16 protein-coding genes and 1 pseudogene are annotated in these 19,712 nt (G+C 57.2%); 4 read left to right on the forward strand and 13 right to left on the reverse strand.

From position 1 onward, the window contains the following. Positions 1-285: 285 nt before the first annotated feature. Positions 286-4,173: an ATP-dependent RNA helicase HrpA gene (gene hrpA, locus CLM71_RS11225; RefSeq protein WP_105231070.1), complete on the forward strand. Its 3,888-nt coding sequence runs from the start codon at positions 286-288 to the stop codon at positions 4,171-4,173. A 36-nt stretch (positions 4,174-4,209) separates the two neighbouring features. Here the strand turns inward: hrpA and CLM71_RS11230 are convergent, their stop codons facing one another. The 3 genes from CLM71_RS11230 to asr form a co-directional block, all read right to left on the reverse strand. Next, entirely contained in the window at positions 4,210-5,022 is an 813-nt protein-coding gene (locus CLM71_RS11230; RefSeq protein WP_105231071.1) for a serine protease, read from the reverse strand. Positions 5,023-5,147: 125 nt separating this feature from the next. Continuing rightward, positions 5,148-5,285, reverse strand: a complete 138-nt coding sequence (locus tag CLM71_RS24135; protein ID WP_187043132.1) for a hypothetical protein — start codon at positions 5,283-5,285, stop codon at positions 5,148-5,150. Between the two features lie 29 nt (positions 5,286-5,314). Next, positions 5,315-5,578 (reverse strand): acid resistance repetitive basic protein Asr, encoded by a 264-nt coding sequence (gene asr, locus CLM71_RS11235; protein ID WP_105231072.1) that lies wholly within the window; start codon positions 5,576-5,578, stop codon positions 5,315-5,317. A 163-nt stretch (positions 5,579-5,741) separates the two neighbouring features. Here asr and CLM71_RS11240 point away from each other — a divergent pair, with 163 nt between their 5' ends. Then, a complete protein-coding gene (locus CLM71_RS11240; RefSeq protein ID WP_105233328.1) occupies positions 5,742-6,650 on the forward strand; it encodes an alpha/beta fold hydrolase in 909 nt (302 codons plus the stop codon). A gap of 153 nt (positions 6,651-6,803) precedes the next feature. Here the strand turns inward: CLM71_RS11240 and CLM71_RS11245 are convergent, their stop codons facing one another. The 5 genes and pseudogenes from CLM71_RS11245 to CLM71_RS11265 all read right to left on the reverse strand — a co-directional run bounded on the left by CLM71_RS11245 (position 6,804) and on the right by CLM71_RS11265 (position 11,908). Then, complete coding sequence (locus CLM71_RS11245) at positions 6,804-7,220, reverse strand: RbsD/FucU domain-containing protein (RefSeq protein WP_105231073.1); 417 nt, start codon at positions 7,218-7,220, stop codon at positions 6,804-6,806. Between the two features lie 53 nt (positions 7,221-7,273). Continuing rightward, a complete protein-coding gene (locus CLM71_RS11250; RefSeq protein WP_105231074.1) occupies positions 7,274-8,038 on the reverse strand; it encodes an SDR family NAD(P)-dependent oxidoreductase in 765 nt (254 codons plus the stop codon). A gap of 33 nt (positions 8,039-8,071) precedes the next feature. Further along, positions 8,072-9,378, reverse strand: a pseudogene (locus CLM71_RS11255) (MFS transporter). 226 nt (positions 9,379-9,604) lie between these two features. Beyond that, positions 9,605-10,639, reverse strand: a complete 1,035-nt coding sequence (locus tag CLM71_RS11260; RefSeq protein WP_105231075.1) for a LacI family DNA-binding transcriptional regulator — start codon at positions 10,637-10,639, stop codon at positions 9,605-9,607. A 522-nt stretch (positions 10,640-11,161) separates the two neighbouring features. Then, a complete protein-coding gene (locus CLM71_RS11265) occupies positions 11,162-11,908 on the reverse strand; it encodes an SDR family oxidoreductase (protein ID WP_105231076.1) in 747 nt (248 codons plus the stop codon). Positions 11,909-12,322: 414 nt separating this feature from the next. On the opposite strand from CLM71_RS11265, the gene CLM71_RS11270 reads away from it, so the two are divergent. Further along, positions 12,323-13,228 carry an AraC family transcriptional regulator gene (locus CLM71_RS11270; RefSeq protein ID WP_105231077.1) on the forward strand — a complete coding sequence of 302 codons (906 nt, stop codon included), beginning with the start codon at positions 12,323-12,325 and terminating at the stop codon, positions 13,226-13,228. 81 nt (positions 13,229-13,309) lie between these two features. Here CLM71_RS11270 and rstB read toward each other — a convergent pair whose 3' ends face one another. The 3 genes from rstB to folM all read right to left on the reverse strand — a co-directional run bounded on the left by rstB (position 13,310) and on the right by folM (position 16,139). Then, the gene (gene rstB / locus CLM71_RS11275; protein ID WP_105231078.1) at positions 13,310-14,620 is read right to left on the reverse strand and encodes a two-component system sensor histidine kinase RstB; all 1,311 of its coding nucleotides are present in this window, start codon (positions 14,618-14,620) and stop codon (positions 13,310-13,312) included. After that, a complete protein-coding gene (gene rstA, locus CLM71_RS11280; RefSeq protein ID WP_105233330.1) occupies positions 14,617-15,336 on the reverse strand; it encodes a two-component system response regulator RstA in 720 nt (239 codons plus the stop codon). The genes rstB and rstA overlap by 4 nt, the downstream gene beginning before the upstream one ends. Positions 15,337-15,416: 80 nt before the next feature. Next, complete coding sequence (gene folM, locus CLM71_RS11285; RefSeq protein WP_105231079.1) at positions 15,417-16,139, reverse strand: dihydromonapterin reductase; 723 nt, start codon at positions 16,137-16,139, stop codon at positions 15,417-15,419. Positions 16,140-16,299: 160 nt separating this feature from the next. Here folM and CLM71_RS11290 point away from each other — a divergent pair, with 160 nt between their 5' ends. Then, positions 16,300-16,707, forward strand: a complete 408-nt coding sequence (locus CLM71_RS11290) for a hypothetical protein (RefSeq protein WP_105231080.1) — start codon at positions 16,300-16,302, stop codon at positions 16,705-16,707. Positions 16,708-16,738: 31 nt separating this feature from the next. On the opposite strand, the gene CLM71_RS11295 is transcribed toward CLM71_RS11290, so the two are convergent. Next, on the reverse strand, positions 16,739-18,130 hold the full coding sequence (locus CLM71_RS11295) for an amino acid permease (RefSeq protein WP_105231081.1): 1,392 nt from the start codon (positions 18,128-18,130) through the stop codon (positions 16,739-16,741). A gap of 234 nt (positions 18,131-18,364) precedes the next feature. Continuing rightward, positions 18,365-19,312, reverse strand: a complete 948-nt coding sequence (gene ydgH, locus CLM71_RS11300; RefSeq protein ID WP_105231082.1) for a DUF1471 family protein YdgH — start codon at positions 19,310-19,312, stop codon at positions 18,365-18,367. Between the last annotated feature and the right edge of the window lie 400 nt (positions 19,313-19,712).

The raw sequence follows: 19,712 nt of genomic DNA on the forward strand, positions 1-19,712 counted from the left end.
GTAATACCCGCCGTGTTAAGGCCGTTGGGTGAGGATGGGGAACTGCAGGACTTAGCGCCCCTCGCATGGATTACACTCTATTTGGCTTTTGCCTACAGGGATAGCGGAATATTTCGAGACCTTTGTTCGATTTTATTGAAAGACAATTGCCTGCGGAAACAGAGGGGTTATGGAGAAAAAACGCCTTGTGTTACTCTGTCGGGCTAACAGCGTTGTGATGCTGAACTTATTTAAATGGCGTTGCCGACCAGCCGTTGCGCAGCGCGGAAACAAGGAATACCAAACGTGAAATCTCCGCTCGCGGCATTATCTTCCCAACTGGGCGAGCTGATGCTCCGTGATCAACAGCGCCTGCAGCGCCGGCTGCATGGTGCGCGCAAAATCAAAAATTCCGATGCACAGCAGGCGGTCGCCGATGAAATCGCCGGCGACATGGCGGTGGCGTTGCAGAAAGTGCAGTCGCGCGCCGCGTCTTGTCCGGCCATCAGCTATCCGCAGGGGCTGCCGGTCAGTCAGAAGAAGCAGGCGATTCTGGAGGCGATTCGCGACCATCAGGTGGTGATCGTCGCCGGTGAAACCGGCTCGGGGAAAACCACTCAGCTGCCGAAAATCTGCCTGGAGCTGGGGCGCGGGGTGAAAGGGCTGATCGGCCATACCCAGCCGCGCCGTCTGGCGGCACGCACCGTCGCCAACCGCATTGCCGATGAGCTGGACACGCCGCTCGGCGGCAGCGTCGGGTATAAGGTGCGCTTTAACGATCAGGTCGGCGAACAGTCGCTGGTCAAACTGATGACCGACGGTATTCTGCTGGCGGAAATCCAGCAGGACCGCCTGCTGATGCAGTACGACACGCTGATTATCGATGAGGCGCACGAACGCAGCCTGAACATCGACTTTATTCTTGGCTATCTGCGCGAGCTGTTGCCGAAGCGTCCGGATCTGAAAGTGATCATCACCTCCGCCACTATCGACCCGCAGCGCTTCTCGCGCCACTTCAATAATGCGCCGATCATTGAGGTTTCCGGCCGCACCTATCCGGTGGAAGTGCGCTACCGTCCGGTGGTGGATGACGCCGACGACGGTGAACGCGATCAGCTGCAGGCCATCTTTGACGCAGTGGACGAACTGGGACGCGAAGGGCCGGGGGATATCCTGATCTTTATGAGCGGCGAACGTGAAATCCGTGATACCGCCGACGCGCTGAACAAGCTGAACCTGCCGCATACCGAGGTGCTGCCGCTGTATGCACGGCTGTCAAACAGTGAACAGAACCGGGTATTCCAGTCGCACCATGGGCGACGCATCGTGCTGGCGACCAACGTGGCGGAAACCTCGCTGACGGTGCCGGGAATTAAATACGTTATCGATCCCGGCACCGCGCGCATCAGCCGCTACAGCTTCCGCACCAAAGTGCAGCGCTTGCCGATTGAGCCGGTGTCCCAGGCGTCGGCCAACCAGCGTAAAGGGCGCTGCGGCCGCGTATCGGAAGGCATCTGCATCCGTCTGTATTCGGAGCAGGATTTCCTGTCGCGGCCGGAGTTTACCGACCCGGAAATTCTGCGCACCAACCTGGCGTCGGTCATTCTGCAGATGACCTCGCTGGGGCTGGGCGATATCGCCGCCTTCCCGTTTGTGGAAGCACCGGATAAGCGCAACGTGCAGGACGGCGTGCGCCTGCTGGAAGAGCTGGGGGCGATTAACAGTGCGCCGAACGGTCACTATCAGCTGACCGCGCGCGGCCGGCAGCTGGCGCAATTGCCGATCGATCCCCGTCTGGCGCGCATGGTGCTGGAAGCCAGCAACAGCGGCAGCGTGCGCGAAGTGATGATCATCACCGCGGCGCTGTCGATCCAGGATCCGCGCGAGCGGCCGCTGGATAAACAGCAGGCCTCCGATGAGAAGCACCGCCGCTTCGCCGACAAAGATTCCGACTTCCTGACCTTCGTCAACCTGTGGGATTACCTGAAAGAGCAGCAGAAGGCGCTCTCTTCCAGCCAGTTCCGCCGCCTGTGCCGCACCGATTTCCTCAACTATCTGCGGGTGCGCGAATGGCAGGATATCTACACCCAGCTGCGCCAGGTGGTGAAGGAGCTGGGGCTGCCGATCAACAGCGAGCCGTCAGATTTACGCAGCGTACATACGGCGCTGCTGACGGGGCTGCTGTCGCATATCGGCCAGAAAGACACGGATAAGCAGGAGTTTACCGGCGCGCGCAACGCGCGTTTCTCCATCTTCCCCGGTTCCGGCCTGTTTAAAAAGCCGCCGAAGTGGGTGATGGTGGCGGAACTGGTGGAAACCAGCAAGCTGTGGGGGCGCATTGCGGCACGTATCGAGCCGGAGTGGATTGAGCCGCTGGCGCAGCATCTGGTGAAGCAGCATTACAGCGAGCCGCACTGGTCGAAATCGCAGGGTGCGGTGATGGCCAGCGAGAAGGTAACGCTGTTCGGCCTGCCGATTGTGGCGGCGCGCCAGGTCAATTACAGCAATATCGATCCGCTGCTGTGCCGGGAACTGTTTATCCGCCATGCGCTGGTGGAGGGCGACTGGCAGACGCGCCATGCGTTCTTCAGCGCCAACCTGAAGCTGCGGGCAGAGGTTGAAGAGCTGGAACACAAATCGCGCCGGCGCGACATCCTGGTGGATGATGAAACGCTGTTCAGCTTCTACGATCGCCGCATTCCGGCCGACATTGTCTCGGCGCGCCACTTTGATAACTGGTGGAAACAGGCGGCGAAGCAGCAGCCGGATCTGCTCAACTTTGAGAAAGCGATGCTGATCAAAGAGGGGGCGAATAAAATCAGCGCGCTGGATTACCCGAATTACTGGCATCAGGACAACCTGAAACTGCGGCTGAGCTATCAGTTTGAGCCGGGCACCGACGCCGACGGCGTGACGGTGCATATTCCGCTGCCGTTGCTTAATCAGGTTGAAGAAGCCGGTTTCGAGTGGCAGATCCCGGGAATCCGCCGTGAACTGGTGATTGCCCTGATCAAATCGCTGCCGAAACCAGTACGGCGCAATTTTGTACCGGCGCCGAACTATGCTGAAGCCTTCCTGGGGCGGGTGACGCCGCTGGAGATGCCGCTGCTGGATGCGCTGGAGCGCGAGCTGCGCCGCATGACTGGCGTGACGGTGTCACGTGATGACTGGCAGTGGGAACAGGTGCCCGATCATCTAAAAATGACCTTCCGTGTGGTGGGCGACAAGCACAAGACCCTGCGCGAAGGGAAAGACCTGACGGCGCTTAAGCTGCAGCTGAAAGAGAAAGTGCAGGAAACGCTGTCGGCGGTGGCCGATGACGGACTGGAGCAGAGCGATCTGCATATCTGGAGCTTCGGTGAACTGCCGGCGTTCTACGAGCAAAAACGCGGCGGTTACTCGGTGAAGGCTTACCCGGCACTGGTCGATGAAAAAGACAGCGTGGCGATCCGCCTGTTCGACAGCGAGCAGGAGCAGCAGCAGGCGATGTGGCAAGGCACGCGCCGCCTGCTGCTGCTGAATATTCCGTCGCCGATCAAGTATCTGCATGAAAAACTGCCGAACAAGGCCAAGCTGGGACTGTACTTCAACCCGTACGGCAAGGTGCTGGATCTGATCGACGACTGCATCTCCTGCGGTATCGACAAGCTGATTGCCGAGTATGGCGGTCCGGTGTGGCAGGAGCAGGCGTTCGCCAAGCTGCAGGAGCGTATCCGCGCCGAGCTGAACGACACCGTGGTGGAGGTGGCGCAGCAGGTCGAACAGATCCTGACCGCGGTGTTTAATATCAACAAACGCCTGAAAGGACGGGTGGATATGTCGCTGGCGCTTGCGCTGTCGGATATCAAGGCGCAGCTGGCCGGGCTGGTGTACCGCGGTTTTGTCACCAACAACGGCTGGAAGCGTCTGCCGGATACGCTGCGTTATCTGCAGGCGATTGAACGTCGTCTGGAGAAGCTGGCGATCGACCCGCACCGTGACCGCGCCCAGATGCTGCGGGTGGAGCAGATTCAGCAGGCGTGGCAGCAGTGGCTGAACAAGCTGCCGCCAAAGCGCCGGGAAGAGCCGGAGGTGAAGGAGGTGCGCTGGATGATCGAGGAGTTGCGCGTCAGCCTGTTCGCCCAGCAGTTGGGTACGCCGTATCCGGTGTCTGATAAACGTATTCTGCAGACTATTGAGCAGCTGTCGGCTTAACGCCTGGCGCGGGTCTGTCTTCCACGCCGGCTCGCGCTATTCTTGCTGTTCAAGTGCCTGCAACTGGGCATAAATAGCGGTGACCGCCAGCGCCCGGTTGTCGGCACGGTAGCGGTCTTTGGCCGCCGGCGCGGAGCTTTGAATGGCGATCAGGCGCCAGCCGTCTGCCGTTTTCAGCAGCAGCGGTGAACCGCTGTCGCCGGGCAGGGTATCGCACTGATGCGACAGCACGCCTTGCTGCGCCCAGCCGGTCACCGTGCAGTTCTGATGGCTGTACAGACTGTCCAGATGGTCCTCGGGGTAGCCGGCCTGGGTAATCAGCCTTCTGGCCTGTTTCATCGCCTGCGTCAGGGTCGGCGTATCGCCTTGCCACAGCGGCAGCGGCCGTAGCGGCAGCGGCGTCGCATCCTTGAGCCGTATCAGCGCAAAGTCATAGGCCGCCGCGCCCGGCGGCACGATCCAGCCGTCGCCGTCCGGTTTCAGTTTCTTCCCCAGCTTCCGATCAACCAGCGTTTCAATATTATCCGTTTGGTAAGCCCAGCCTTTGGACTGGGCGATAAAACGCAGCGCTACCGCTTTATCCAGTACGCCGGGCGGTGCCAGCACGCAGTGGCCGGCGGTCAGCGCCAGATGTGGTGAAATCAGGGTGGCGGTGCATAAATTGCCGCTGACGGTCTCGATCTGGCCGATAGCCTGCCAGGGCCAGCCGCGGGTTTCACTCACTTTTATCCGGTCGTCTTTACCAAAAAACAGGCGGGTTTTCTCCGCATGGGAGGGACCGTCGGCCCGGGCCGGGCCGGCGCTAATCAGTGGAAATGAGCACAACAACAGCAAAGCGGATATGCGCATAGATCTCTTGCCTGATACGGGGTAATCCATAAACTCACTGAATGTCTACTATAGACGGAAATTGACGTGTTGAAACGTTCGTTGATTGATTTTTCAATAAATTCTGCGTGCATGGACGCCAATGCTCAGAGATAAAACGCCGCGGCGATCAGGCCGCAGAGGATCAGTACGGCCAGTACGATTTCGAACAGATAACGGCGCAGCATAGATGACAGCCTCCGATAAAAAACACCCGGCAGGCCGGGTGTTTGGATGAACGTCATACGTAGTCAGGGCGGAGTGCCCCGGCAGATCAGTGCGCCGCTTTTTTCTGTTGTTTGGCGTGCTTGTGCGTTTTTTTCGCCGCCTGGGCTTTCTGCACCGGCGCTTTTTTGTGGGCGGATTTCACCTGTTTTTTAGCGGCCTGCGCTTTCTGCGCCACGGTTTTTTTGGCCTTGGCGTGATGGTGGCTGACGTGGGTGCTGTTAGCCGGGGCTGCGGTGGCGGCATCGGCGGCAAATGCGACGCTGGACAGGCCCATTGCAGCGGCAACAACCAGAGCTAATGTTTTTTTCATTGTCGGTTCCTCAAGTGATTTTTCGTGTCTTAACCCCACTGCGGGGCCGTGGATAACAGCATAGGGAAAGCGCCGCCGGCTTTCCGTGCATGATTGGTTTCGGCGTGTAACGGCATGTACATGCTACACTGGCCTCAGCGAGGCGGAGATTAAGAGGTTGTTTATGCAGCAGATTGCGGTGCGGAGCGGGGTTGCGCCAAACGGCGACATACCGATTGCGTATGAAGACTGGGGTGACGAAAGTGCGCCGCCCTTATTGCTGATAATGGGCATTGGCGCACAGATGCTGCTGTGGCCGGATGAGTTTTGCCGGGCGCTGGTTGAACAGGGTTACCGGGTGATTCGCTTTGACAACCGCGATGCCGGCCTGTCCGGCAAAACCCACGGGCATCGCCGGCAGCCGCTGTGGCTGCTGATACTGCGCGCTCAGCTTGGCTGGCAAAGTGCGGTACCTTATACGCTGGCGGACATGGCGGCCGATGCTGTTCAGCTTCTGGATCATCTGCACATTCGGCAGGCGCATGTGTTGGGCGGCTCAATGGGCGGCATGATTGCCCAGGTGTTGGCGGCGGAGTATCCGCAGCGAGTGCGCAGCCTGATCGTGCTGTTTTCCAGCACCAATCAACCGCTGTTGCCGCCGCCGGCGCCGTCGCTGTTATTCCAGCTGCTGCGGCCGTTTCCCGTTAAGGCGTCGCGCGCACAGCAGCACCATTACTGTAAAACTCGTTTGCGTCTGCTGGCCAGTAAACGTTACCCGATGCAGGAAGCGGAGCTGGATGCGCTGGTCAGCCGGCTATTGCAGCGCGGCGGCGACAGCGAAGGGCTGCAGCGTCAGTTTTCCGCCTTACTGGGCAGCGGCGATCTGCGGCGTTACAGCCGGAACATTCAGGCGCCGACGCTGGTGATCCACGGCAGTGCCGACCGTATGGTGCGCAAGGCCGGAGGAGCTGCCGTGGCGCGGGCGGTTCCCCATGCCAGGCTGCATATTGTGCCGGATATGGGGCATGACCTGCCGCAACCTTTGCGTTTACCACTGGCGACGCTGATTGCGCAGCATATGGCGCCGCACTGACCGATGGGGAAATGCACCGGCCTTATCACATTTGCCGGTGTGTCCCTCTCATTTTAGTTACAACATACATATAGAGTGCAACAGGGCGGCACTCTGCGGCCGCCGCGTAATCGGTAAGAACGTGCGCTATGGATTAGGTCTCCCAGCGGAGAGTCAAAAAACCGGGGCGACCGTCAGCAGCAGATTGGCGAAGCGCCGCTGCTCGCCGGAGGCGATAATCAACGCCGTACGTTCGGATTTGACCTCGGCGTAAAACTGCTCCCGCTCCAGATAGCTGATGGGGCAGTCGGTAGGCAGCAAGCGTCGGTAGTCGGCGGCCGCAGTATGGGGAAAATCCGCCGGCGCCGTCATCAGGGCGGCATGTTCCACATTGATACAGGTCAGGATTTTCTCCAGCACCAGCGCGGCGGGGATCATCCCCGGCGACAGATTGAGATACACCACGGTCGCGTCTTTACGGGCGTTGCTGGTTACCGCGTAATTGGCATCGGCGATTAACAGCTGACTTTTGTGGCCGCATGCCGCCAGCGCGCCGAGCAGAGGCGGGTGGATAAGTTCTGATTTAATCATGTTGGTTCTCTGTCTGAAATGCCGGCAGCCGTTTCGGACTGCCGGCCGGTAGGTTACATGCGGTAAATGCCGCCGTTGATATCAATGGTGGCACCGGAGACGAATCCGTCATATTCCGCCGCCAGGAAGGCGATCACGCGCGCCACATCCTGCGGCGTGCCGGCTCTGCCCAGCGGGATTGCGCGGACGGTTTCTTCCGCCGAGGCTTGGGTGGTGTGGCGATCGTGAAAACGCGTGCCGAGGATCAACCCGGGAGCCACCGCGTTCACCCGGACGCCGTGTTCACCCAGTTCCGCCGCCAGCGAGCGTGTCCAGGTCAGCACCGCGCCCTTGCAGGACGAGTAGACCAGCGAGCCGGAATGTCCGCCGGCGCGGCCGGCCAGCGAGGCCAGATTGACGACGCTGGCGCCGTCTGCTGCCGCCTTCAAGAATGGCAGCGCGCTTTGCGTCACGTTCAGCATGGTGGTCATATTGACATCCAGCACCGTTTGCCAGAACTGGCGGTCGATTTCTCCCAGCCACTTACGGCCGACGATGCCGCCGACGTTATTGATCAAAATATCGATGCCGCCGAGAAACTCCGCCCCGGCGCGCACGCAGCGTTCGGCGTCTGCGGTCTCGATTAAATCCGCGTAGCCATAGGCCGCGCGCTGCCCCAGCGAATGCGCCAGCTCTACCAGCGCCTTGGGGCCTTCTTCGCCGCTGTGGTAATGCAAATAAATATCGCAGCCGGCCTGGATCAACTGTTCTGCCGTGGCCCGGCCGATGCCTTGCTCCGCGCCGGTGATAAAGACTTTCTTGCCGCTAAGATTGCCCATGGTGAATACCTCGTGTTAAGGGGGAAAAGTGAGTTACGCCCTGATGACGCCTTCGCGCTGTTTGGCGCAGTAGAAAATGCAAATCAGGCCGGTGACCAGCAGACACAGCGCCAGGAAAACCAGCCCCGGAATGCTGCTGTGGGTAAATTCGTTAAGCACGCCCACCACATAGGGGGCGACAAAGCCACCGATGTTGCCAATGCAGCTCACCACCGCCAGGCCGGCGGCGGCCGACGCGCCCGACGAAATATTGGCGGGCATGGATAAAAACGGCGGAACGGCGGTGTAGATACCGACGGCGGCGAGACATAAGAAAGAGAGCGAGACGAACAGGTTGTATTGGAAGAAGACTACCGCGCCGGCCAGACCGATGGCGGCCATCACCATGCTGATGCCAGCAAAAATGCCGATTTGCCGGGTTTTACTGGCCCACAGGCTCCACGGATAAACCAGCAGCGCCCCCAGGCCATAGGGGATCAGCGCCAGCAGGCTGACGTGGAAAATATCGTTGCCGGAAATGGCGGTAAGGATGGAGGGCAGCCACATGCCAAAACCGTAAATGCCGCAGACCATGCCGAAATTCAGCAGGGCGTAGATCAGATATTTTTTGTTTTTAATACCGTTAAAGAAATCACCCAGCGTTATTTGTGATCCGGATTTGGTACGCTGGTTATTATTCATTAACCAGGCTTTCTCCTCCACGTCAAGGTAACCGACGTCTTTTGGTGAGTTCTTTATGATAAACGGAATAATCAGGCCGATAATGATCGGCGGCACGCCTTCAATAATAAACAGCAGTTGCCAGGGTTCAAGGCCAAACCAGCCGTTGTCAATATTAAGGATAAAACCGGAAATCGGTGAGCCGATGGCGTTGGATAAAGGCTGGACGATAATAAACATGCCCAGAATTTTGGTGCGGTATTTTTCCGGGAAAATACGGTAAAATAGTAGACCACGGAGGGGAAGAAGCCAGCCTCACAGACACCCAGCATAAAACGGCAGATATACAGTTCCATCGGCGTGCGTGCAAAGCCCATCAGGGTGGCGAAGATGCCCCATGAGATCAGGATGCGGGCGAACCAGATACGCGGGCCGAACTTGATCGTGCCGGCATTGCTGGGGATTTCAAACATAAAATAGCCGATAAAGAAAATACCGGAGGCAAAACCGAATGCAGAGGCCGTGAGCCCCAGGCTGTCTTCCAACGCTATGGCGGCATAAGCCATATTGTTACGATCAAGAAAGGCCAGAAAATATAACAGAATCATTAAGGGGACGATATGCAGCGTCAGCTTTCTTATTGCGCTGCGTTCAATATCCTGCGGCGTTCTTTTGTTCATGGTTATTTATCCAAGTTTTGTTTATTGGCGTGTTCCGTCCCCGGCTTTAATGCTCGCCGGTGTTAATTAATAAACGATTGCCTGATGTGATGACGTTGCGTGTTAGCGCATTATTAGTGGGTTATTGATATTCATTATTTATTCCTATTGATTTACGTATACCGCTGCCGATAACGCAGGGGAGCCCCCAGCGTCGAAATATATCTGTCGCCGTGCCGAATTGGCGCTAATCTTTTACTGACTGACGGCCGATCAAGGTCGGCGGAAAAAGAAATTCACCGGGCGGTAGCAGAGGATCGTTGATGCGTTTAATTAAGCGTTCGACCATCAGCTGCGCCATAGCGGCCAGCGGCGGCATTACCGAGGTCAGTCCCGGTTCGGAAAATCCGGCCAGCGAAATATTGTCGATGCCAACGATGGATATCTGCTGCGGTATGCGCACCCCGGCGGCGCGCAGCCCCGTCATCAGGCCAATGCCCAGCGCATCGTTGATTGCCACAATACCGTCCGGACGGGGCGTCATGGCGAGTATACGGCTTACCAGCGCCCGGCCGAGTTCAAACATCTCCGTATCGCCATATTCACTGCTGGCGTTGCCTTCTATCACCCGTTCATACGCCGGTAGCTGATGGCTGCGCAACGCCGCCAGAAAACCGTCGATTTTATTGCTGCGGCTCAGGGTGAGGGCCGCCTCGGTGGCAAAAACAATCTGCCGGCAGCCACGCTCAATCAGGTGGTTCGCCGCCAGCCGGCCGGCTTCAACGTTGTCCATAGAGACGCTGTCGACCAGCCGGGTATCGGCGGCCATACTGCCGCTAAAACGGTTGTCGTAGCTGACAATTCTCATCCCCTGTTCGGCACAGCGGACAAAGTGCGTTTGGCGGATATCGCTCGCCGCGACGATAATGCCGCGCACGCCGTGGGCGAACATATCGGTGATAAAGGCGCGTTCTTCTTCCTCTTGACGATACGAGTTGCCGAGCAGCACGCGGTAGCGGTATGCCCGGGCGGACAGGTCGACCTGGTGCGCCAGCGCCGAAAAGCTGGGATTGACAATCGACGGCACCAGTAAACCGATAATCGTCGGCTGCCCGCTAGTGCGCGGCGGCATTCTCTGCGGCCGGTAATGCAGCTCGTCCATCGCTCGCTCAATGCGCAACCGCGTCTCTTCACTCATCTGATGGGCGCGATGATTAAGCAGGTTTGACACGCTGCTGATGGAAACGCCGGCTCGCCGGGCAACGTCGCGAATATTGGCCATCTTGTCGCTATCCTTATGGTTGCCGGCCGCTGCGGGCGGCTTTGCTCCGCCGATAGGCAGCAATCTATAAGGGAAAGGTGGCGCAGGCAAGCGGCAACCGGACAGGGTAAGGCAGCGAATATCGCTTTTGTGAAAACAGTCATGCGCAGCCCCCGGTGTTTACTAAACAGCGGCGGTGCTTTTTACTCTCATTGGCAAATCATGATATCCATGATGGTTACGCGGTTAAATCAGGGGGGGTATATTAGAGTTAGGTGTGTGGATAGTCGATTCACCTATTATCGATACTTTGTAGCTATGCCATACATAGAATATTCTGTTCAGAACGCGATAAGTAGTACGCCCTGGCATAAATGGCGGGGAGCCGTTCCATGACTAATTTATCAGTCATTTCAGTACGGATGCCGGTAAGATATAACCCCGTAATTCCTCCGGGGAAAACCTCGTAACTCCCTGTACACAGAGTATTTTTTGAATGTGGGAGAGCCGTCTGCCAGACTCTCCCGCTTTTGTCGTACAGGCTTACAAATCCTGGGCTGTTGGTCGGAAAATAATCTCGTTAACACCCACATCTTCGGGTTCGCTAATGGCAAAAGCAACCATGCGGGCATAGGTTTCCGGCGGAACGCCAACTTTTCCTACGTACTCCTGATTGACAGCCTGAACGTCTTTATCGCTGATATGCTCGAGCAACTCTGTAGATACCGCCCCTGGAGAGATAATGGTTGCACGGACGTTATAAGCGCAGGCTTCTTTTCTCAGCCCCTCGGTGAGTGCGCGTACCGCATATTTTGTGGCAGAGTAAACGGCGGATGCCGGGAAGACTAGGTGGCCGGCAACGGATGCCGTATTGATGATGTGTCCCGACTTTTGGGCTTTCATATATGGCAGGGCGGCGGCGATGCCATGCAGAACACCACGGAGGTTCACATCGATCATCTGATTCCACTCATTCACTTTAACCTGATCGAGCGGCGATAGCGGCATAACACCGGCATTATTAATCAGTACATCAATGCGACCCAGTTGGTTAACGGCAGTATCAACGAGCTTTTTAACGTCATCTTCACGGGTTACATCGGTGGCTACAGCAATTGCAGTTCCGCCTTGATCATTGATTTCCTTGGCCAACACATCTATACGATCGGAGCGGCGGGCTGCAAGTACCAATTTGGCACCTTTTTTGGCAAGGTGACGAGCTGCAGCTTCACCCATACCGCTTGAAGCACCGGTTATTACAATTACTTTATCTTTAATATTGTCTGTCATCTCAGTTTCCTTAGTACGGGGTTAATTGCTGCTTTGTTGTCACTCACTATTTTGTCCGGTTTTGCAGCCAGTACGCGTACGGAACCGGCAAAACGGGGAAGGTTAAACTCCCGCGCCACTCGGCGCCGGCATGGTGCATAGCGACGGAAGCAAGGCCGTCGGGATGCGTGAGGCGATAATCCTGTTGCGCAGGGTAATATCTTTAAGCGTGTAGGAATCAAACAAATCAGGCATCGACCTCTCATCCATCCAAGTGAAGTATGAGCGTAATCATAGTCCTTTCTTATCCGATGCCCTTGTCATATTCGCCGAAAAAATTGCCTAAAATGATTAATCATTATTGAAAGGTGCAAAGTCGGCTTTGATAATGGTAAATTTAGAAAATCATTAAAATTATCGTTCTGGTGTGCATGTATGGCCACTGAAAATCCGAATTCCGACCAAAAAAATATTGCGGATATGATTGTAGAGATTGCCCAAAACGATGGTGATTATTCTACGGCCATTTCTTCACTCACCATTCATCGCCGTAGTGTGCCCACGGCGCCCGTGCACTGTATTTATCAGATGGGACTGGGCGTTGTGGTGCAGGGAGCGAAAGAGGTCATGCTGGCGGGGAAACTAACCCGGTACAGCGCAGGTGAGTCTATGCTGACCACGATAGATCTGCCAGTGGTCTCCCATGTTACTCAGGCAAGCCAGGATGAGCCCTTTCTGGGGTTGGTGCTGACATTTGATCCCCGGACTGTGGTACAGACGGCTGCGCTTATGCCTTCTGCGAAGCCTGTAAGGGAAACATTGCTTAATCCGCTGTCTGTTGAGCCTCTGGATGAAGGGGTGACGGGCGCTTTGCAACGTCTGATAAAGCTCTTGGCCGAGCCGGATTTAATCGGCCCGATCGCGCCGCTCATCGTACAGGAAATTATTATCCGCTTATTGGCCAGTAATCATGGCCCCCAGCTCCGGCATCTGGCAACGGCAGGCTCTCCGGGGCAGAATATTGCCAGGGTGGTTGGCTGGCTTAAACAGAATTTCACGCGTTCTGTCTGCATAGATGAATTGGCCGCGAGTGCCTATATGAGTCCATCCACGTTTCGGCAACATTTTCGGGCGGTGACGGGGGTGAGCCCGCTACAGTACCAGAAGAAGCTCCGGCTACAGGAGGCCAGACAACAGATGCTGAGCAAGCATCTGGACGCCGGCAGCGCTGCTTTAATCGTTGGTTATGAAAGTGCTTCGCAGTTTAGTCGCGAATACCGCCGGGAATTTGGTGAATCTCCGCAGCGTGACATTAAACGTATGCGTTTACATGGCGAGTGATGCGGATACAGAAACGTAGTCGTTCGTTCACTCTCGCTTGATATATCCGCAACCAGTCTGAACGGGATTGCCCTTATCCCCTTAACGCGCTGTCGGCTCGGCATTTAACAAGGCAGGGGATTTTACCGGCCAGCTGAAGCGGAAACTGGCGCCGCCGAGCGGGCTGGCGTCGACGAAAACCTGCCCCTGATAGGCAACGGCAATGGAGTGCACGATGGCCAGCCCCAGGCCGCAGCCGCCGGTGGCGCGGTCGCGACTGGGGTCCAGGCGTACAAACGGTTCGAAAATACGCTGGCGCTCATCCGGCGGAATGCCCGGCCCGTCATCTTCCACCTGCAGGCAGGCGATGTCGCCGTCAAACCACAGGCCGATGCGCAGGCGCCGTTGCGCATAGCGCAGCGCGTTGTTTACCAGGTTATCCAGCACCCGCTCCATCAGGCGCAGATCCACGCCGCCGAAGTCGCCGCGATGGGGGATATCCAGTGCAATATCGCGCTCAGGATGCATCAGCCACAGATCTTCCGTTTTGTCCTGCAGCCAGCCGGGCAGGTCGATCGGTTCAATATTCAGCGCCACCTGCGGGCGGTCAAGGCGCGCATAGGTCAGCAGCTCGTCGATCAGCGATTCCAACTGGCCGATATCGCGGTTCAGTGCCTGCTGTTCGCCGTCGGACAGGTTATCGCTCATCGCCAGCCGGTACCGCAACCGCACCAGCGGAGTGCGTAATTCGTGAGCGATGCCGTCAATCAGCTGCTTCTTACTGGCGATCAGAGTGTTGATATTGTCCGCCATCTGATTGAACGCCACGCCGAGCCGGTTCAGGCTGGAAGTGGGATCAAAATGGGTGCGCTCGTCCAGATGTCCGGCGCCGAGGCGCTGCGCGGCGTTTTCCAGCTTCAGCAGATCCTGCCAGTGCGGGCGCATCCACAGAAACACCGGCAGCGCCAGCGACAGGCCAATCAGCAGCAGCACCACCAGATCCAACAGCCGCACCTGATGCAGATAGAACAGATAGGGAATGGGGCCGACCACCAGCACGTAGTGGCTGCGCGGAATGCGCTGCATAAAGGTGTACTGATCGTCCAGCGCGATGATTTCCCCCAGCCGCAGCCGCTTTTTCATCTCATCGCTCAGTTTCTGCTTGCCCAGTGGCTCAATGTGCAGTTGGAAGGAGAGGTTGAGATCCAGCGTATCAATGGTTTTATTCCAGTCTTTGAGCGGGATTTCCCGCAGTTCGCTGCGCATCAGGTACAGCGAGCTTTTCATCAGGTCGTCCATCGACTGGCGGCCGGCGCGTTCGGCGGTCACCTTGTACACCAGCCCGACCAGCATCGCCATCACTAGAAAGCAGACGAACAGCAGCAGGAAGAACTGTACGAAGAGTTTTCTCATGGCTGCGCCTGTTCCCAGGCGTTGGGGGCGAACAGGTAGCCTTTGTTGCGTACGGTTTTGATGCGGAAGGGGTCCAGCGCATTGTCGTACAGCTTGCGGCGCAGGCGGGAAATCGCGACGTCGATGCTGCGATCCAGTCCGTCATAGCTGACGCCGCGCAGGTTTTGCAGCAGCGCCTCCCGGTCCATAATCTGCCCGGCGTGGGTCGCCAGTTCCCACAGCAGGTCAAAGTCCGAGGTGGAAAGGGTGATGGTCTCGTCCGCCAGCGTCACCTGGCGGTTGACCGGGTCAATGCACAGCAGGCCGAAATGCAGCGCGTTGTGCGGCGTCAGGGCGGCGGGATCTTCATGCCCTGCGGCGCCCTGACGCAGATGCAGGCGCAGGCGCGCCAGCAGCACCGCCGGCGGCGTGGTTTTCAAAATATAGTCGTTGGCACCCATTTCCAGCGACAGAATATGGTTCATATCGCTGTCAAGCGACGTCAGCAGCACAATCGGGCCGTGAAACTGCGGCCGCAAATCGCGGCACAGCGTCATGCCGTCTTTGCCGGGCAGCATAATATCCAGCAGCACCAGATCCGGCTGCTCCTGCGCAATGCGCTCCAGGGCGGTGTCGCCACGCGGTTCGACCAAGACGTCAATATCATGCTTGCCCAGATAGGCGGCGATTAATTTACCGACGTCGGCGTCGTCTTCTACAAAAACAATTTTGTGCATTTTTTCCGGGGAGTTATCAGCAAGACGGCATTCAGCATAGCGCGCCGCTGTACGTTGCGCCATGCTCCGCTCGGCAACGATCAGCGCAGCGGACGGCCGCCGTCGACGCCGTGGGTGCGGCCGGTTACATAGCGGCTGCCGAGCAGGTAATGCACCAGTTCGACCACTTCGCTTTCGCCGGGGGCGACTTTCATCAACGATTTTTGCAGCGCCTGCTGGCGATAGGCTTCATCGTCGCCGGGGTTAAAGATAATCAGCGCCGGCGCAATGGCGTTGACCTTCACCTCCGGCGCCAGCTTGCGGGCGAACGAGCGGGTCATATTATCCAGCGCCGCCTTGCTGGCGGCGTAGGCGATATGCTTATCGCTGCCTTTCTCCACCACGTAATCCGTCAGGTGGATAATATCGGCGCCGGCCTGTCCCTGACCGCGCAGGCAGGGCTCCAGCAGCTGATTCAGCAGGTAAGGGGTGTAAACGTGGATTTGCAGCATCGACGCCATCACCTGCTCCGGCGGCGTCTGTGGCGATTCGGCCTGCCAGGCGCTGGCGTTATGCACCAGCGCCCGCAGTTTAGGCGTGGTTTCCCGCACCTGCGCGGCAAACTGGTAGATGCCGTCATGGGTGGAGAAGTCGGCTTGAATGCAGGTGGCGCCCAGCGATTTGAGTTCGGCGAGCGCCGGATAGTCACTGCGGTAGGCGACGATTACCGGCACCTGGCGCTGCAGCAGCGATTTGGCCAGCGCCAGGCCGATGCGGCGGGCGCCGCCGGTGATCACTACCGGCGCAGAGTCATAGGGTTCCATCGATTAAAGCTCCTGAACAGGCTGGCAAACAATAGGGGAATTATGCCATTATACGGCGTAAAATCGTTATAGCTTCGCATCGATTATCCATTTCAGGATGTAATATACCCTAAATATCCAGGGCGACAGGTATACGCTGGCCAAAAGAGGAACTGAGGGGATGAGTAACGGTCACCTTGCATCCGTCGCGCGCAGTGAAACAATCTGCTTTGACTACATGGAATTTCTGTCTGCATCGTGCAAGAAGCACTGGCGCTTTATTGATGCAATATACGGCGTTATGCCTATTTTTGGCATGGTGCTGAAATCACGCGTGGTATCCACGCAAACGCGTACAGAACAGTTAAAAGAGTTGGCTTTGCAGGTGGTGTCCACCCAGGTCAGCGATGAAACCAATATTGTGCGTCTGATCGATCTTGGGCAACAGCAGGGGTTGGCGGTATTTGATATTCTGCTGCCTTATGCGCTGGATAAAGCTCAACTGGCGGCGATTCAGCAGGAGTGTGCGACAAACGTGGTATTAACGCAGGTGGGTGAGCGCATCACCATCAGCACGCAGGAAAAATGACCGGGTGTTTTCACCCGGCCGTCCTCACTCATTACTGCAGCATAAACCAGCCGGCCGGCACGGTGGCCAACAGCAGCAGCAGAATGCTGCTTCTTTCCAGCTTGTTCAGCAATTTCACGTCATCATGGCCGCGACGGGCATAGATAAACACCAGCAACCCCGGCGCGTACAGCAGCACCGACATCAGCAGATGCATCAGCCCTGAGGCATACAGCAGCCAGATGCCATACAGGCAGGCGCCGCTTGCCGCCACGATCAGGCGTTTGTCATTGCGCTGCCGCGCCACTTTGAACAGGAAGGCGCCGACCAGGAAATAGGGCACCAGAATCATTTCCGAGGCGATGGTCAGCAGCGAGTTATAGTTGCTGCTGGTAAACCAGATCAGCACCAGCGCAATCTGCACCGCGCCGTTGGTCAGCCACAGCGAGGCGGACGGGGCGTGGTTTTTATTCTGCCGGCGGAACACTTTCGGAAAGGCGCCGTGCTGCGCGGCCAGCAGCGGTACTTCGGCCGCCATAATGGTCCAACTCAAGTAGGCGCCGCATACCGAGATAATCAGGCCGACGGCGATAATCACATCGCCCCACGGGCCGAGAAGATCGACCATCATCACCGCCATGGACGGGTTGCGCATCTGCGCCAGTTCGCTGCGCGGCACCACGCCGAGCGCCAGCAGCGTCACCAGCAGGTATACCGCCAGCGCGGACACCACTGCCAACATGGTGGCCAGCCCGACATCCTTCTTGTTGCGCGCCCGTGCCGATACTACCACCGCGCCTTCCACGCCGATAAATACCCAAAGAGTGATCAGCATGGTGTTTTTTACCTGCTCCCACACCGGTTTGCCGAGCGCCACGCCGGTAAAGTCGAGGGTGAATACGTCCATCTTAAAGGCGATCACCGCCAGCACGGCAAACAACCCGAGCGGCAGCAGCTTAGCCAGCGTGGCGGCCAGGTTGATGCTGGCGGCGGTCTGCACGCCGCGCAGCACCAGCGCATGCACCACCCACAGCAGAATGGATTCCCCCACCAGCGCCTGCCAGGTGTTGCCGTCGCCGAAGATCACCGCGCCGCCGCGGTCGGTGAAAATGCTCAGCGCGGCGAAGACGATCACCAGATAAGAGACATTGGCAATCACCGCGCACAGCCAATAGCCCCAGGCGGAGCAGAAGCCGACCAGCTCGCCGAAGCCTTCTTTGGCATACGTAAAGATACCGCCATCCAGATCGGGACGCAGCCGGGTCAGCAGCAGCATGGCGAAGGCCAGGAACAGAATGCCGACGCCGGTAATGCCCCAGCCGATCAGCAGGGCCGCCGGGCTGGCGACTTCCGCCATATTTTGCGGCAGGCTGAACACGCCGGCGCCGAGCATGGAACTGAGCACCAGAGCGGTTAATGCGAGTAGACCTAATTTTTTTTCCAATGAAGGATCCCGAATACAGAATAAACAGCTGGAGAGCGCCGATTGAGCAGTAAAAACAGGGTGACGATCACCGTGCGTTTAGACAATTAGCCCTGAAAAACGGCGCAGATTCTACGGACGGACGCAGCGGGATGCAATGATTGAATATGCGGAACGGTTAAAAAATTATTCAGTCGTGACGGAAAGAAAAACGGGCAGCGCCAGGGCTGCCCGTCGGAAGGGGTAAAACGCGGTTTATTTGAACAGATCGGCGCTGACGGTCAGGTTGCCGCCGCTCTTGTTCTGCCACTGGCGGGTGACGTGATAGTACTTGGCGCCTTTGGCGGCCGCACGCTTCGCCACTTCGGTGGAGACGTCGGTCATGCTGTTGAAGTGGCCGGTAAAGGTCACGGAGTCAAACGGCTGCATTTGCGCGGCGGTCACATTGTTTACTTCCTGGATTTTGGTGCCGTCGGCCAGGGTGACAGTGTAACGCTTGCCGGTTGACGACTGCGTTTCGAAGAAGCGGCCGACTTCACGGCTTGGTGAGCCGGAAGAGGCGACGCCCGGGATCTCTACCTTCGCCGCGGCGGCACCGCCGGCGGCCAGCGCGGCTTTACCGGCTTCGGAGTCGGCCGGGATCGCGTTCGGGCTCTGCACGATGCGTTTTGGCGCATCGGCTTTATAGACGTAAGCGGTGACGTATTGGTTGCCGCCCTTGTTAGCGTCAACCTGACGGACGATAAAGAAGGAATCGGCGCCTTTTTTCTTCGCCTGCTTGGAGATGGCGTCGTTGACGTCCGGCTGGCTGCGGAAGAAACCGCTGACGCTGACGGTATCATACGGCTCTAACTGGTAGGCCTTGTCTTTCGGCAGCTCTTTCACGCCGTTGAATACGCGATAGTTGCTCTTCTCTACTTCCGGCGCGTCGCTGTGGTAGATGTCCGCCGTTACGCGCCAGTTGCCGCCATTGTTACTATTATTAATATCTTGAATATAGAAAGCGTCTGCGCCCAGTTTATCGGCGCGGCGAGAGACGGCGGTGGCGGCTTCGTTGATGGCGTTGAAACGGCCGGTGATGGTGATGCGATCAAATGGCTTGATAGCCGCCGCTTTCTCAGGCGTTAACTCTTGCGCAGCATGAGCGGACAGCGCGGTAAGTGATAACAAGGCTGATGCGATGATCGTGTTCTTCAGCTTCATAAAAAATCCTTTCGCCTAGCGCATTAACGTTTATAACGTGCTGAACTGTTGAGGTGTTATTCAGCCATTGATTATTACATGTAATCTTGGCAGGTGTCTCAGCATTTTATGTCATCGCCTGAGACAAATCTGTTAATGGCGTGGCGTTCTTTTTCATCGTCTTCGGATATAAGCATCCATAATAAAGGTTTTGTTTGAATAAGCATTGTTTATTCACATTTTTATAACTTTTATGCCGCATTGCCGCAGAGTACTGTGCCTGCGCTGATGGCTCACGGTAAGAAAACTGCCTGTTTTCATTAGGACTTTGGTTATTTTTTTCAGAGAAAATTGCGCTCTGTCATGTCGCTGCATGCATTTTTATGTAAAAACTCATCCGATGGGTTAAGCAAACGTAGAT

The sequence above is a fragment of the Serratia sp. MYb239 genome (genome assembly GCF_002966855.1).
Taxonomy (GTDB): Bacteria; Pseudomonadota; Gammaproteobacteria; order Enterobacterales; family Enterobacteriaceae; genus Serratia_B; species Serratia_B rhizosphaerae.